General features: G+C 42.4%; 13 protein-coding genes and 1 tRNA gene. 11 read left to right on the top strand and 3 right to left on the bottom strand.

The features are described from left to right. Positions 1-111: 111 nt before the first annotated feature. The gene (locus FTV04_RS05005) at positions 112-1,119 is read right to left on the bottom strand and encodes a sulfate ABC transporter substrate-binding protein (protein WP_180026115.1); all 1,008 of its coding nucleotides are present in this window, start codon (positions 1,117-1,119) and stop codon (positions 112-114) included. 381 nt (positions 1,120-1,500) lie between these two features. Between FTV04_RS05005 and FTV04_RS05000 the strand changes: the two genes are divergently transcribed. The 4 genes from FTV04_RS05000 to FTV04_RS04985 all read left to right on the top strand — a co-directional run bounded on the left by FTV04_RS05000 (position 1,501) and on the right by FTV04_RS04985 (position 4,134). After that, entirely contained in the window at positions 1,501-1,794 is a 294-nt protein-coding gene (locus FTV04_RS05000) for a hypothetical protein (protein ID WP_180088905.1), read from the top strand. A gap of 168 nt (positions 1,795-1,962) precedes the next feature. Next, positions 1,963-3,471, top strand: coding sequence for a glutamate--tRNA ligase (gene gltX, locus FTV04_RS04995; RefSeq protein ID WP_168378189.1), 1,509 nt, complete (start codon positions 1,963-1,965; stop codon positions 3,469-3,471). A gap of 91 nt (positions 3,472-3,562) precedes the next feature. After that, positions 3,563-3,638: transfer RNA gene (locus FTV04_RS04990), tRNA-Glu, on the top strand. 154 nt (positions 3,639-3,792) lie between these two features. Continuing rightward, positions 3,793-4,134 carry a hypothetical protein gene (locus tag FTV04_RS04985; protein ID WP_078189395.1) on the top strand — a complete coding sequence of 114 codons (342 nt, stop codon included), beginning with the start codon at positions 3,793-3,795 and terminating at the stop codon, positions 4,132-4,134. Positions 4,135-4,159: 25 nt separating this feature from the next. Here the strand turns inward: FTV04_RS04985 and FTV04_RS04980 are convergent, their stop codons facing one another. Continuing rightward, a complete protein-coding gene (locus tag FTV04_RS04980) occupies positions 4,160-5,131 on the bottom strand; it encodes a zinc transporter (RefSeq protein ID WP_180088903.1) in 972 nt (323 codons plus the stop codon). A gap of 353 nt (positions 5,132-5,484) precedes the next feature. Here FTV04_RS04980 and FTV04_RS04975 point away from each other — a divergent pair, with 353 nt between their 5' ends. Continuing rightward, positions 5,485-5,895 carry a tetratricopeptide repeat protein gene (locus tag FTV04_RS04975; RefSeq protein WP_180088901.1) on the top strand — a complete coding sequence of 137 codons (411 nt, stop codon included), beginning with the start codon at positions 5,485-5,487 and terminating at the stop codon, positions 5,893-5,895. Positions 5,896-5,958: 63 nt separating this feature from the next. Here the strand turns inward: FTV04_RS04975 and ettA are convergent, their stop codons facing one another. After that, positions 5,959-7,620, bottom strand: a complete 1,662-nt coding sequence (gene ettA, locus FTV04_RS04970; RefSeq protein ID WP_180042172.1) for an energy-dependent translational throttle protein EttA — start codon at positions 7,618-7,620, stop codon at positions 5,959-5,961. 319 nt (positions 7,621-7,939) lie between these two features. Here ettA and FTV04_RS04965 point away from each other — a divergent pair, with 319 nt between their 5' ends. From FTV04_RS04965 to FTV04_RS04940, 6 genes are all read left to right on the top strand, one after another. After that, positions 7,940-9,217: an O-acetylhomoserine aminocarboxypropyltransferase/cysteine synthase family protein gene (locus tag FTV04_RS04965; protein ID WP_180055444.1), complete on the top strand. Its 1,278-nt coding sequence runs from the start codon at positions 7,940-7,942 to the stop codon at positions 9,215-9,217. Positions 9,218-9,619: 402 nt separating this feature from the next. Further along, the gene (locus tag FTV04_RS04960; RefSeq protein WP_180088899.1) at positions 9,620-10,507 is read left to right on the top strand and encodes an SDR family NAD(P)-dependent oxidoreductase; all 888 of its coding nucleotides are present in this window, start codon (positions 9,620-9,622) and stop codon (positions 10,505-10,507) included. Positions 10,508-10,609: 102 nt separating this feature from the next. Further along, entirely contained in the window at positions 10,610-11,911 is a 1,302-nt protein-coding gene (locus FTV04_RS04955) for an NAD(P)/FAD-dependent oxidoreductase (protein WP_180088897.1), read from the top strand. 97 nt (positions 11,912-12,008) lie between these two features. Further along, positions 12,009-12,791 (top strand): bifunctional phosphoribosyl-AMP cyclohydrolase/phosphoribosyl-ATP diphosphatase HisIE, encoded by a 783-nt coding sequence (hisIE, locus tag FTV04_RS04950; RefSeq protein WP_078189402.1) that lies wholly within the window; start codon positions 12,009-12,011, stop codon positions 12,789-12,791. A gap of 9 nt (positions 12,792-12,800) precedes the next feature. After that, positions 12,801-14,303, top strand: coding sequence for a UvrD-helicase domain-containing protein (locus tag FTV04_RS04945; protein ID WP_180009538.1), 1,503 nt, complete (start codon positions 12,801-12,803; stop codon positions 14,301-14,303). A 46-nt stretch (positions 14,304-14,349) separates the two neighbouring features. After that, a complete protein-coding gene (locus FTV04_RS04940; protein WP_180088895.1) occupies positions 14,350-15,753 on the top strand; it encodes an AAA family ATPase in 1,404 nt (467 codons plus the stop codon). Positions 15,754-15,782 lie beyond the last annotated feature (29 nt).

Genomic DNA, 15,782 nt, shown 5'->3' with positions numbered 1-15,782 from the left:
ACAAAAACAATCTACTTATTCCCTATGTATAGATTTTTATGCATTACATATGCAAAAAAAACGGATAACCCCAATTATCCGTTTTTACACCAATCAACTTTATTTGCAGACTTACTCTTTATTCTTTTCACTATAGATTTGATCGAAAATCGCACCATTCACAAAATGTGTCTTTTGCGCTTTTGCCCAACCTCCAAACACTTTATCAATGGTAAAGGTTTGAACTTTCGGGAATTGAACAGCGTATTTTGCTGTGGCTTTTGCATCGCGAGGGCGGAAGAAATATTTACCTGCCAGCTCTTGGCCCTTAGGTGAATATAGATAGTTTAAATAACCCTTCGCCAAATTTCGATTACCATTTTTGTCGACGGTTTTATCTACTACAGCCACCGAAGGTTCAGCTAAAATCGAAATAGACGGATAAACAATGTCATATTTATCTTTGCCTAAGCCCTGAGTCGCCAACAATGCCTCATTTTCCCAAGACAGCAACACATCTCCAATGCCACGCTCAGCAAAGGTCGTGAGTGAACCACGTGCGCCTGAATCCAAAACTTTGACATTGCTATAGAGTTTTTTCACCAATTCTTTGGCTTTGGCATCATTGCCACCCGGTTGTTTTAAAGCATATCCCCAAGCTGATAAATAGATCCAACGCGGTGCCCCACCTGTTTTTGGATTTGGTGTAATAATTTCAACACCCGGTTTGGTCAGGTCATTCCAATCTTTAATTTTTTTCGGGTTACCTTTGCGCACCAAAAATACGATGGTTGAGGTATACGGTGCAGAATTATGTGGAAATTGCTTTTGCCAGTTCTTATTGATTTGTCCGGTCGCCACAATTTCATCAATATCATTGGCCAATGCCAAAGTGACAACGTCTGCTTGTAAACCCGTTGCTACTGCACGAGCTTGTTTGCCAGAACCACCGTGAGATTGTTTAAAATTAATCTCTTGTCCTGTACGTTTTTTCCAATATTGTCCAAATTCTTGGTTATATTCCTGATAAAACTCACGTGTTGGATCATATGAGACATTTAAGAAATCTTTTGCGGCATATACCTGTACTGCTACCCCACCCAATAAAGCGAAAATACCCGATGCTATTATTTTTTTCATCTGCTCAAACTCAAATTGATCTTGAGAGCACTATATAAATCAAAAATAACTTTAACAATCAGCTATCTATAATATAAATTCAAATCTATTTCTGTTTTAAAGATATCTAAAAATAACGTATTTAAAGCTTTAATTCTGCTAATACAGCAACAATCAGAAGCGATCTCCATGCTATCTTCATAGTTGTTTGCTAAAACATCCGAAAATCTGGAGAAAACAGTCTATTTAGGTAATCCTAGTACAGACTTTTTTAGTTTTTTTGTAAAAATTGTGACGTAGTTCTACTTTTTAATTACGAAAGATGGTTAAATCGTAGTCTAAATATTAAAACTATTTTGCAAATAAAAAGTTCCATCACCAAAACTAGGGGGAGATTTGGACATGAAATTTTCATACGCACTATGCCTAGGCTTAAGTTTAATCGTGACTGCACAGACTGCTTTTTGTGCTGCAACCAGCACCGCATCGAATAACAAACTTACGATGCCTGCTGAACGTACATCATTGATCGAAAAAGCGATTAATCAGCAAAAATCTGAAGGCAAAGGCCGTACAGACGATAATTTAAAAGTACTTACGTCTATTAAAGCTGCACCGACTCAAAGTTTCTTTGCATCACAAAACCAAAGTTTTTCTCGTTTTGTTCAAGCCATTTTCTCTGGTAGCAACTCATAACGACATCAGCATATTGATGCTGCCCAAGCTATTGTTTTAGACAAGTTCCCCCACTGTCGTCTAAAAAACACTAAAAACGCCTGATCATTCAATGTTGAATTAAGCATTAAGTGATCAGGCTTTTTCGTTATAATAGATCCCAATTTACATTCTGATTAAAAGCTGATTATGACTGTTCGTACTCGTATCGCACCTTCTCCTACTGGTTTCCCGCATGTTGGGACTGCTTATATTGCATTGTTTAACTTATGTTTTGCGAAGCAACATGGCGGTGAATTTATTCTTCGTATTGAAGATACAGACCAACTACGCTCTACCCCAGAATCTGAAAAAATGATTTTAGATTCATTGCGTTGGTTAGGTTTGAACTGGTCAGAAGGTCCAGATGTGGGTGGCCCTCATGCGCCATACCGCCAATCTGAACGTATGGACATTTATAAACAATATGCTTTGGAACTGGTTGAAAAAGGTCATGCATTCTACTGCTTCGCAACAGCAGAAGAACTCGATCAAATGCGTGCGGAACAACAAGCGCGTGGTGAATCACCGCGTTATGACGGTCGTGGCTTAAAACACACTGCAGAAGAAGTGGCACAGCGTTTGGCTGCTGGTGAACCGCATGTCATTCGTATGAAAGTACCTGAAGAAGGGATTTGTAAATTTAATGACTTACTGCGTGGTGAAGTCGAAATTCCTTGGGCGCAAGTTGACATGCAAATTCTACTGAAAACCGATGGTTTACCGACGTATCACTTGGCAAACGTGGTTGATGACCATTTAATGGAAATCACTCACGTAATTCGTGGTGAAGAATGGATTCCATCTGCGCCTAAACACCAATTATTGTACAAATATTTTGGTTGGGACATGCCTGTACTTTGCCACATGCCGCTGTTACGTAACCCAGATAAATCAAAACTGTCTAAACGTAAAAACCCAACGTCAATTAACTACTACAAAGACATCGGCGTTTTACCTGAAGCATTATTGAACTACTTAGGCCGTATGGGCTGGTCAATGCCGGATGAAAGTGAAAAATTCACTTTGGCTGAAATGATTGAACACTTTGACATTCAACGTGTATCACTAGGCGGTCCAATCTTTGATGTTGAAAAGCTAAACTGGTTAAATGGTCAATGGATTAAAGGTTTAACACCGGGTCAATTGCTCGATACCCTACTGGCTTGGAAATCAGATCGTAATACCTTGGAAGAAATTGCTGCTGCGATTCAACCGCGTATTAATTTATTATCTGAAGCTGTGAATTGGGCAGGTTTTTATTTCAACCAATTCCCAACACTCAGCAAAGAACAGTTTGAAAGCAAAAAATTGACTGAAGAACAAGTGCGTCAAAGCCTTCAATTTGCCATTTGGCGTCTAGAAAGCATGTTCACTTGGAACAATGACACCGTCAGCCAAACGCTTATGGATTTGGCGAATCAAATGGACATTAAACTTCGTGACTTCATGCCAACCTTCTTTATTGCAATTGCTGGTTCGACATCTTCGACACCGGTTATGCAATCGATGGTAACCATTGGTCCTGATTTAACCTTTGCTCGCTTACGTCATGCACTTGAAATTGTGGGCGGCCCGAGTAAAAAAGAAACAAAAGCATGGGAAAAACTCAATGAAAGCTTAAAACTGCCGAAAAATGATGCAGTTGATGAAGCTTAATTGATTTTTTAGTTGACGGATGGGCGTTATCCCCCTAATATAGCGCCCATACCGAGAGATGGTGTCAACCAACTCTAAGTTGCCTCAAATTGTCCCTATCGTCTAGAGGCCTAGGACATCGCCCTTTCACGGCGGTAACCGGGGTTCGAATCCCCGTAGGGACGCCATATTCAAGGTGATGCAAATCATCTTATAAAAAACCCAAGCATTATGACTTGGGTTTTTTATTGCCTAAATTTTATCTGATTTAAATTTACGGTATTTTTGCTTTCTGCGTCATTCTGATTAAAATAAACCATAGATTAAAATTATGGAGTTGCAATGCAATACCGTTGCCCAAAATGTCAAAGCCCTAAAATTATGCCTCTTGCGCAAGCAGGCCAGCCTGTTGCTCGTCCTGTCGTGCCAAAAAGCCTGATTATCCTCATCCCTGCGGTATTTATTCTTTTACTGTTGGTGATTATCAGCATCGCAATGTGGATTTTTGGTGACGGTGCAGGTACTACATTACAAACTGCGACTGTTGTTGTATTTATTGCTTGCTTGATTGCTGGCTTCATGTTCTATCGCGACCTGCCAGATTTCAAAATTTCAATGCAAGGTTTTATGCAATCACAGAAAAAATGGAAATGCCGCGAATGTAATCATGAGTGGGAAATCTAAGCCGGCCATTTAAATTACATCAGCATTAGTGCTGATGTGATTCATCATGAGAATGCGCGTGATCATCTTGATGATGCCCATGTGCATGATCAGACTTTTGGGTATGTTGGTGTACCACACATTCATCTTCTTCGATTTGTAATGTCATCTCCGTGATTCCATGTTCATGTTGCAACATTTCAATCGCCTCAAAATACAAGGCATTACGATCGGCTTCAGGTGCAAAGAGATGAACTGTCAAATGCACATTCTTTGATGTTATTGCCCAGACCTTTAACTGGTGAATACTCTCTACCCCATTGAGTGCCAATAAATCATTGCGTAACTTTTCTATGTCAATTTCTTCAGGCACGCCTTCTAATAAAATATTGATACTTTGTTTGAGTAAAATCCAAGTCCTTGGTAAAACCCAAAAGCCAATGAGCACCGCAATTAGTGTATCGACCCACATCCAGCCCGTAAAATAAATAATCGCTGCACCAATAATTACACCAATCGAACCTAGGGCATCACTCAACACTTCTAGATACGCCCCCTTCACATTCAAGCTTTCTTGTGAACTGGAAAATAAAATACGCATCGAGATTAAGTTAATGATCAAACCAATAACTGCGACCATCATCATGCCCATACTTTGAATTTCCGGCGGCGTTGAAAAGCGCTGATAGGCCTCATACAAAATATATATTGCAACTACAAATAACATCAAGGCATTAAACAAGGCAGCCAAAATCTCAAAACGCTGATAGCCAAAGGTGCGTTTGTTGTCAGCAGGAAGCTTGCCAATTTTAATCGCGACTAATGCTATAGCAAGGGCTGCGGCATCGGTGAACATATGTGCCGCATCTGACAATAGCGCCAAACTTTGCGTCATAAATCCGGCAATGACTTCAATAATCAAAAACGTCGTGGTCAGTGCTAAGGCAAAACTTAATTTTTTGACATTCCCTTCCGTCACAACGGCATGGCTGTGGTCATGCCCATGATGCTCACTCATTATTTTCTGACCTTTATAAATTATATATTCTTCAGTCTTGAGCTTAACAGGTGCAGTAAACGTAATAAAATTACATCATTCAACCTTCAGTATTACGTTTTACTTTCAAGCTTAAAAACTGCTTTTTCAGCATCCTCTTTCAATTTATTCAAATTAATTTTTCGCGATCTAGATGACTGAAATTACTTATAAATATTTTTCAAGAACTATTCACATATCATGACAAGCATGCTAATTTTCATCTTAAGTGTGATCTGTTTAAAACAATTAAATCATTCATCGCAGCGCACGAATGACTGCAATTAATATTTTTATTAATCAAGTGGTTATATTTAGCAACAAGGAGTTTAACAATGATGATACAAGCTCTGAAAAAAATCTATGCACTGTTGTCACAACAGATGAATCCAAAGTTGCAAGGAATGCACCTTTCGATTACAGAAGCCGAGGGTGATTACGCCCAAGGGACTTATTTTGAAATTCTTGCGGCTCAACACCATCAAGACTTTCTCAGTCACCATACTATGGATTCAGCAGACCAATCCCCTACTGACTATCGCAATGCCATGTGGAATTTCTTAAGTGCCGCATTAAAAGGTCATAAAGATGCCCAATATCGCTTAGGTCTCGGTTATTTACATGGAGAACTCGGCTTAGACCGCAATTATGAACTTGCAGAGCTTTGGCTCAGTAAAGCGGCTGCACAAGGCCATGAACAAGCAGACTACGTCTTACATCATGCCTATGAAGACATTGTTGTATAGTCATTGCTTCTCACGCAATAAAAAACCAGCCCGCAGGCTGGTTTTTTATTTTAAAACTGGAACTTAGTTACCAATTTTGCGGTATTTTTGACGCTTTGCAACAAGGTCATCACCATCACGTTTACGACGGTATTCTTCAAATTCATGGTAGTTACCCGTGAAGAATTCAGGGGTTTCACCTTCAAATGACAAGATGTGCGTTGCAATACGGTCGAGGAACCAACGGTCATGCGAGATCACCATGACAGTACCTGGGAATACCAGAATAGCATCTTCAAGCGCACGTAAAGTTTCAATATCCAAGTCGTTTGACGGTTCATCGAGTAAGATGACGTTTGCACCCATTTGCAGGATTTTCGCAAGTTGTAAACGGTTACGTTCACCACCTGACAATTGACCTACACGTTTTTGCTGATCTTGACCTTTGAAGTTAAAGCGACCGATATACGCACGAGATGCGATTTCGTATTCACCAATTTTCAAGATATCTAAACCGCCAGAAACTTCTTCCCAAACAGTTTTGTTGTCATCTAAGGTGTCACGAATCTGACCAACATAAGCCACTTTAACAGACTCACCCAGTGTAACTGTACCTGTATCTGGTTGTTGTTCGCCTGTCATCATACGGAATAATGTGGTTTTACCCGCACCGTTTTCGCCCACGATACCTACAATTGCAGCAGGTGGTACAACGAATGATAAATCTTTATAAAGCGTGCGATCACCAAATGACTTGCTGATACCTTCAACTTCTACAACTTTGTTACCTAGACGTGGACCAGGTGGAATATAGATTTCAGACGTTTCGTTACGCTGTTGGAATTCGCGTGAGTTAAGCTCTTCAAAACGCTCCATACGCGCTTTGTTTTTCTTTTGCTGACCTTTAGCATTTGAACGAACCCATTCAAGTTCTTTTTTCAATGCTTTAGCAAAAGATTCTTCTTGCTTCTGTTCTTGCTCTAAACGGGCATTTTTCTGCTCTAACCAAGAAGAGTAGTTGCCTTGGTATGGAATACCCATGCCGCGGTCAAGCTCAAGAATCCACTCTGCCACGTTATCCAAGAAGTAACGGTCATGGGTAATCGCAACGATCGTACCTGGGAAGTCTTTCAAGAAACGTTCCAACCATGATACTGATGAAGCATCCAAATGGTTCGTTGGCTCATCTAGAAGCAACATGTCTGGTTTAGACAATAACAAACGGCAAAGTGCAACACGACGGCGCTCACCACCAGACAACTTAGATACATCTGCATCCCAAGCTGGAAGGTTCAACGCTGCAGCAGCCTGATCCATTTGGTTCACAATATTATGTGCATCCCATGAATGGATAATGGCTTCTAACTTCTCTTGTTCTTTTGCAAGTGCATCAAAGTCAGCATCTTCTGCTGCATATTCTGCAAACACTTCATCAAGACGCGCCAAAGCATCTAACGGCTCACGTAAACCGTCTTCAACGTTACCACGAACGTCTTTGCTTTCATCCAATGGCGGCTCTTGTTCAAGGTAACCAATTTTGATACCCGGTTGAGCACGTGCTTCACCTGAGAAATCTTTATCTACGCCCGCCATAATACGAAGCAAGGTAGATTTACCTGCACCGTTTAGACCAAGCACACCAATTTTTGCGCCTGGGAAAAATGATAAAGAGATGTCTTTCAGGATTTCGCGCTTAGGCGGAACCATCTTCGACACACGGTTCATCGTGTAAATATATTGGGCCACTTAGGACTCCTCAATAGTCAAAACATATACGGAACAACACAAAGTTGCCCCTGCTCAATTGAGCGAAAAAATAATCGGCTATTATACGCATAAAGTCGTGAAAAAATAAGGTTTCGCACACGCCTTCAATGCATTGTTACAAGTTTAATGGCGAACAAAATTTAAACATGCGTTTTTAAGCATAATTTCGCTCATCTTTAGCTGAAAATTTTTCAATAATATGAATAATTATGATATTAGTTTTATAAATAAAGCACTTTTATTCATATATATAAGTGATAGACTGTTTAAAAAATTAGCTCACTTAGATGATGTAATCATGACCTATAAAGACGAAACTTTAGCAATTCACGCGGGGTATACCCCGGAGCCAACCACCAAAGCGGTTGCGGTGCCGATTTATCAAACCACCTCATATTCCTTTGATAACACACAGCATGGTGCTGATTTATTTGACTTAAAAGTTCAGGGTAATATTTATACCCGCATTATGAATCCAACCACGGCGGTACTTGAACAGCGTGTTGCAGCACTCGAAGGCGGTATAGGCGCACTGGCGTTGGCATCAGGTATGGCGGCCATTACATATGCGATTCAAACCATTGCTGAAGCAGGCGACAATATCGCTTCAGTTTCGACCCTGTACGGCGGCACATATAACCTGTTTGCCCACACTCTGCCGAAACAAGGCATTGAAGTTCGCTTCTTTGATTATCAGAACCCTGAAGCGCTGCGTAGCCTCATCGATGACAAAACCAAGCTGGTCTTTGTCGAATCTATTGGTAACCCATTGGGCAATATTATTGACCTCGAAGCAATTTCGAAAATTGCGCATGAATATGGCATACCTGTGGTGGTGGACAATACTGTGGCCACCCCTGTCCTGCAAAAATCTTTTGAATTTGGTGCCGACATTGTGGTGCATTCACTCACAAAATATATTGGCGGTCATGGTAATTCGATAGGCGGCATCATCGTCGACAGCGGCAAGTTCCCATGGGGCAAATACCCTGAACGCTTTAAATCACTCAACACCCCTGATCCAAGCTACCACGGGGTGAATTATGTCGAAGCTTTAGGTGAAGCCGCCTACATTGCCCGTGCGCGCGTGGTACCACTACGTAATACAGGCGCTGCGATCAGCCCACACAATGTGTTTTTGATCTTACAAGGTTTGGAAACCTTAAGCCTGCGCATGGAACGTCATACCGAAAATGCGCAAAAAGTGGCTGAATATTTACAAGCGCATCCAAAAGTAAAATGGGTCAACTACGCTGGCTTAAAAGACCATCCACAGCATGCTTTGGCGCAAAAATATGTCAAAGGAAAACCGTCGGCAATTCTTTCCTTTGGGGTTCAAGACGGCCTTGCAGGTGGCACACGTTTCATCGATGCCTTGCAGTTGTTTACTCGCCTGGTGAATATTGGTGATGCCAAAAGTTTAGCCTGCCATCCCGCGACCACGACACATCGTCAGCTCAATGAAGATGAACTCAAAGCCGCCGGTGTCAGCATTGATATGGTTCGTTTATCGATTGGGATCGAACATGCAGATGACTTGATTGCCGACTTAGATCAAGCCTTAGCTGCTGTTTAAACCACAAGTGCACAATCCACAGGTCTTATTTTTAAGGCCTGTTTTTATTTCCATTTCATTTAAATAACCACTCCCACATAATCCGCCTTCCAAATTTGGGCATCTATGGCCCTGCTTCTATATTTATTTACAATTTTATTTATCTTGAAAATCGACTTTTTTTGCGTTGCAACGATGTTGCTAAAAGCACTTCTCTTTCACATATTTATGTGTTAAAAATTGAGTAAATAGGGATTTTAATTTAGAGTAAAAACTCTAAATATTATTTTATTATCAATTACTTATCATATGGCTTTTTTTAAATAAAACGCTATCATACCGCTGACTTAAAACAGCCCTGCAAATAACGTTGTCGGGCCGATAAATGAATACAATAAAACTGATTTAACAGGGAACCTCATCGTGAATTCAAGACTTGAGAAACGTTTCGTTGACCGTGTCAACGGTAAGACTATTTTAATCACCGGTGCATCGAGTGGTATCGGTTTAACCACAGCGCATCGCCTTGCCAACGCTGGCGCACATGTTCTACTGGTTGCACGTACCAAAGAAACCCTCGATGCCGTAAAAGCTGAAATTGAAGCCAATGGCGGTAAAGCTGATGTTTTCCCATGTGACCTCAATGACATGGACTCCATTGATGCTGTGGCACAACAAATCCTCGCTTCCGTCGATCATATCGATATCTTAATTAATAACGCTGGCCGTTCTATTCGTCGTGCCGTACATGAATCAACCGATCGTTTCCATGATTTTGAACGTACTATGCAGTTGAACTATTTTGGCGCGGTACGTTTGGTGATGAACCTGTTGCCTAAAATGATGATTCGTCGTGAAGGTCATATCATCAACATCAGTTCGATTGGTGTATTGGCCAATGCAACGCGCTTCTCTGCATATGTTGCGTCTAAAGCCGCATTAGATGCTTTTAGCCGTTGCCTGAGCGCTGAAGTTCACTCGCATAATATTGCCATCACGTCGGTCTACATGCCATTGGTGCGCACGCCAATGATCGCCCCAACCAAAATATATAAATACGTTCCAACCCTTTCTCCAGAACAAGCAACTGACTTGATTGCCTATGCCATCGTGAAACGTCCGAAGAAAGTGGCGACCAATTTGGGCCGTCTGGCTTCAATCACCTACTCCATTGCACCTGACATTAATAACAAACTCATGTCGATTGGTTATAACTTGTTCCCAAGCTCTTCAGCGTCTATTGGTAAGCAAGAAAAACTCAATTGGGTACAAAAGGCATATGCTCGCCTATTCCCAGGTGAACACTGGTAAGACTTGACTCACCTCTAAAAAAGCCCTTATGAGGGCTTTTTTATTGGGTTTTATACGACAACTTTGCTACATTGGGCTGAGATAAAATCAACTTTTATAACAATGAAAACTCAAAACATTGCCATCATCGGTGCAGGTACGGCAGGATTAGCTGCTGCAGCAATGCTTGCTGCTCAAGGCCATCAGATCTGCTTATATGAAAAAGTCTCACAACTTGAACCTGTGGGCGCAGGATTATTATTACAACCCGCCGGGCTGGCGGTTTTCGAACATTTAGGCATTTTGGAACACGCCTTAAGCCTAGGTGCTGTGGTAACCGGTCTTGAAGGTCAACTGGCTGGCGGCGACTTGCTGATAAACAGTCAATATCGACAAGCCGATGAACGTTCATATGGACTCGGCATTCACCGTGCCACACTCTGTCATGTCCTTGCATCCAAAGTCCGAGAATATCCTCAACACGTTGAGTGGTGCATGGCGCATGAGGTACATGAACTTCAAGAATCCTGTGACGGTATCAACGTGATTGGGCAGTCCGCAGATCAATCCTTTCAACGTCAGTTTGATCTCGTGCTGATCGCCAATGGCGCACGCAGCCATTTACGCCCTAAAGCATGGGAAAAGCTCAACCAAGCCTATCCTTGGGGGGCAAAGTGGATCATCGTGCCTGAATGCGAAGTGCTGAATCCACAGATCTTGCATCAGTTCTATGACTGCTCCAACATCATGATGGGTGTAATGCCTACGGGAGCAATTCCAACGCAGCCTGAACAGCGTCTTTCGAGCATTTTCTGGAGTCTACCTACAGCAGATTTAGAAGGATTCTTAAAAACCAAAAGCGCACAGCAGCAATGGTTGCTTGAAGTTTCGAAACGCTGGCCGAGTGTTGCAGAATGGTTAGCGCATGTGATTCCACATCCAGATGATCCGCAGCAATGGCTGTCTGCCAACTATCGTGATGTGGTGCTGAGCAAACTCGGTGAAGGTCGTATCGGTATCTTAGGAGATGCGGCTCATGCCATGAGTCCACAACTTGGACAAGGTGCCAATATGGCGCTGCTCGATGCATGGGCCATCAGTCATGCCCTGCTCCAATATCAACAGGATTCCTCACTGCAAAACCTCTGGCAGCAGTATCATCAACTGCGGTTGCCGTCCGTGCGGTTTTACCAATTTTTTAGCCGCCTACTGACACCGTTTTATCAATCACATCATCGCTGGACAGCACCGCTGCGTGATATTTCATTTCGTGCCATGTATCAGCTGCCGTTTTTCCGCAAAGAAATGGCCATCACGATTTCTGGCTTAAAAACAGGTGCATTTGGACAAATGAATTATGCCGACATTGCCCGTAAGCCTGCAGATGATTCTGCTGCTGAACTGCGCAATTTAAAATTTGATTAAGAATTAACTCCCCATCATTCTCTTGATGGCTTACACTATGGTGCTGCTCAAATGCTGCAGCATTTTATTTTTTGATTTTTGAATTGGTGAAATCCTCATGAACAACCTGCAATGGCTCGATGAAGTAAAATTTAACGAACAAGGCTTAGTGCCTGCTATTGCACAGCATCATCAAAGCGGACGCGTTTTGATGGTGGCATGGATGAACCGTGAAGCGTTGGCGCAAACTGCAGAAAAAAATCAAGCGGTGTACTTTTCACGTTCACGCAATAAGTTATGGCATAAAGGTGAAGAATCTGGCCATTTCCAAACTGTGCATGAAATCCGTTTGGACTGTGATGCTGACGTGATTGTGCTGCAGATTGAACAGCATGGCGGCATTGCCTGCCATACCGGCCGTGAGTCATGCTTCTACCGCAAGCTTACTGCCAATGGCTGGGAAATTGTCGATGCGCAATTAAAAGATCCTGCTGCAATTTATGGCGCAAAATCAGCAAATCCACATACCCTTGCGATGAATGCATCCAATGCACAATCTGAGCAAGTCGAAGTACTCGACTACTTAGGTAAAATGATGGCTGAACGCAAACAAGCCGATCCTGAGTCCTCTTATGTGGCAAAGCTTTACCATAAAGGCCTCAACAAAATTTTAGAAAAAATCGGTGAAGAAAGTGTTGAAACCATCATTGCCGCTAAAGATTTCAAAATCGAAGCCAATGAAGACAACAAAAACGATTTGATTTACGAAGTAGCAGACCTTTGGTTCCATACCATTGTGATGTTGGGTTATTTCGATATTGATCCTCAATTGGTACTTAACGAACTCGCTCGTCGTCAAGGCCTTTCCGGTTTGGTTGAAAAAGCCAACCGTCAGCACTAAGACGCAACCGTGCCAGAGCTTAAAAAACCGACCGCGACCTATGAGCAGGCCACTGCCATAGATAACGCACGTCTTGGAAAATCATTTAAAGTGATTGCCTATGCTGGCACAGGTAAAACCACTACACTCCAAATGATCAGTGATGCCATGCCTCAGCGGCGTGGCATGTACTTGGCCTTTAACAAAGCCATTGCCACCGAAGCACAGAATCGTTTTCATCAAAATGTCGACTGTCGCACCTTCCACTCATTGGCCTATCGCAGTGTTCCACGTGGAGTGACTGACAAACTGCGTCTACCGCGTTTAAGCCCCAGTTTTATTGCCAAAGAATATCGACTAGAACCGATCACCCTACGTCGTATGATGGGTGGTCGTTATGAAAAATATGTGCTCATGCCATCACGTTTGGCGAGTCTGGTAGCAAACGCTGTCAGTTATTTCTGTTCAACCAGTTCACAGTACCCTGCCCCACGACATCTACAAGCACCGAGTTGGTTGCATCCTGACGATATCGAAAGCTTACAAAAGCACTTATATCCTGCGATTGAACGTCGTTGGTTAGAGTCGATTGATCCGAACCATGCAGCAGGGATTGGACACGATATTTATTTAAAACTTTGGGCTTTGTCTGAACCGAATATTCCTGCGGATTATGTGCTGTTCGATGAAGCTCAAGATGCTGACCCACTAATGCTAGGGATTTTACTGAAACAGCGGAATACCCAAGTCATCTATGTGGGCGATGCGCATCAACAAATTTATGCATGGCGTGGCGCAGTCAATGCCATGCAGCAACTCCCTTTACCCGAATCACGTTTAACCACGTCGTTCCGTTTTGGTGAAGAAATTGCCTTGAACGCCAATGCTCTGCTGGGCGCATTGAATGAAACCGTGCCGTTATTGGGTAATCCGCAGCTCAACTCTAAAGTGGTCAATAAACCGCATACCAAGATGCGCGATGCCATTTTATGTCGTACCAATGCACGTGCGATGGAACTGTTATTGGCAGGTTTGGTCAAAGGTGAAAAAGTCAGCCTGCAAGCAGATCATGCACGACTCAATCGTTTTGTCGATGCTGCAGCCATGCTCAAGCAAGGTAAACGCGTGGTCGATGTCCCAGAGCTTGCATGGTTTAACTCATGGCATGATGTACATGAATATTGCGAGACCAATGACGGCAGCGATATTAAACCGCTAGTGAAGTTGGTCGATGACCACGGTACTGACCCACTGAAAAAGGCGCTGGCGAAAATCACCCCGATTGATCAAGCCGACTACATCATCTCGACCGCCCATAAAGCCAAAGGTTTAGAATGGGATCGGGTACATATTGAAGATGACTACCAATTTAAGCTCAACGATAAAGATTATAAAATTAGTGACGAAGAGTTACGGTTACTTTACGTGGCCTGCACACGTGCTAAAGTAAGTTTAAATATCCATCATATTTATGACTTGATGCAGCACTTAAAACGTCAAATGCCCAAATCTTTGGCGCAAGCGGTCAGCTAGTATGATGAAAAAGGTGAATAAACAATAAATCAGTAAAAGGTGCACCATGAAAATACAATCGATTCAACTCAAGCACACCCTTCATTTTACTGATATCACCCTCAATTTTAATTATCACGATCTGCCGATTACCTTAATTTTGGGTGATCAAAGTTCTGGAAAAACCTCCCTACTGCGCTTTAGTTACCAGGCCCTCACTTGGTTTGCTGCACGCTATAAAGATTTACGTACCGCAGGTGTGGTGATGCTTGATCAAGACATCATGTTAAATCGCTTACAGTCGAAACTTGATATTCAGGTCAGTTTTCCCGAAGACATTGGTGCATTTCAGCTTTCAAGTGATCAGCAAGACCAAGACCCTCAGCGCTGTTCATGGCAATTGTATAAAACCTTAAACAGTCAAGGCGTCGGCCTCAGTAAGGCCGAAACACAGCAATTAGAATCGATGGTTGCGCTGTATCAAAAAGCCCTCAAAGCTGATCCGTTACAAGGGTTGCCACTCATTGCCTATTACCCTGCTGAACGTTTCGTCAACGATGTGAATATTCTCAATAAAAATAATCCTGCTATTTTTCAGCCTTCACATGCCTATGAAATCTCGGCCATTCCCTTTACCACGTTTATTCGTTTTTTTGAGTGGTTTCGAGAAATATCCGATATAGAAAATGCACAAAGTGCCGAATTAATTCAAAATTTATTACATCCAAAAAACCCAACTGACTCATCCAACACATCCGACACGCCACTTTTCGGACAAAAACTAGCGCAAGCTCAGGCCGAGCTACACGCATCGTCACTCAGATCATTAAAACAAGCCTTAGAGACCGTGTTGCCCGAGGTGACCAATATTTATCTGCAATATCACCCCAAATTACAGTTAATGGTCTGCTACCAAGGCAAAGACATGTTGTTTCAACAGTTGTCGAATAGTGTGCGCAACCTTGTGGCCTTAATTGGTGATATTGTGCGTCGCCTTTGTCTACTCAATCCTCACAGCTTGTATCCGTGCCAAGAAGGTGACGGTATTTTATTGATCGACGCCATAGATCACCAACTCGATCAAAACATGACCCAAGTGATTTTGACCCGTTTAAATCAAGCATTTCCACGACTCCAAATCATTGCCAGCGGCAACCGTCCTGAACTGCTGGAACAGGCTTCTCGTTTTCAGTGCTTACAATTACAGAATAAAAAGCTCAGTGAGATTCAGCCTGAAAAATTACAAGAAACCTATGATCAGATTTATCAACAGTTGCAACTCGGTTCAAAGCCATTGCTTCCGCCCAAAACTGAAGACACTGAATTAAATGAGCCGCTGAACAGTCCGGATTCGATCCAGCACATGTTGCAGTTAATCCAGACGCAACTGACCGAGCAACAGCAACACGAATTGGTTAGAGCTCTATCACAGCGAGGTGATCAGGACGTTACGATCCAACCGCTGAGTTAAAAATACAGCGGCTGATTGGCTGAGCGTAA

It is taken from the genome of Acinetobacter sp. YH12219, assembly GCF_013417875.1.
In the GTDB taxonomy this organism is placed as follows: domain Bacteria; phylum Pseudomonadota; class Gammaproteobacteria; order Pseudomonadales; family Moraxellaceae; genus Acinetobacter; species Acinetobacter amyesii.
Note: the sequence above shows the minus strand (reverse complement) of the source record. Positions and strands in the feature narration are given on the sequence as shown.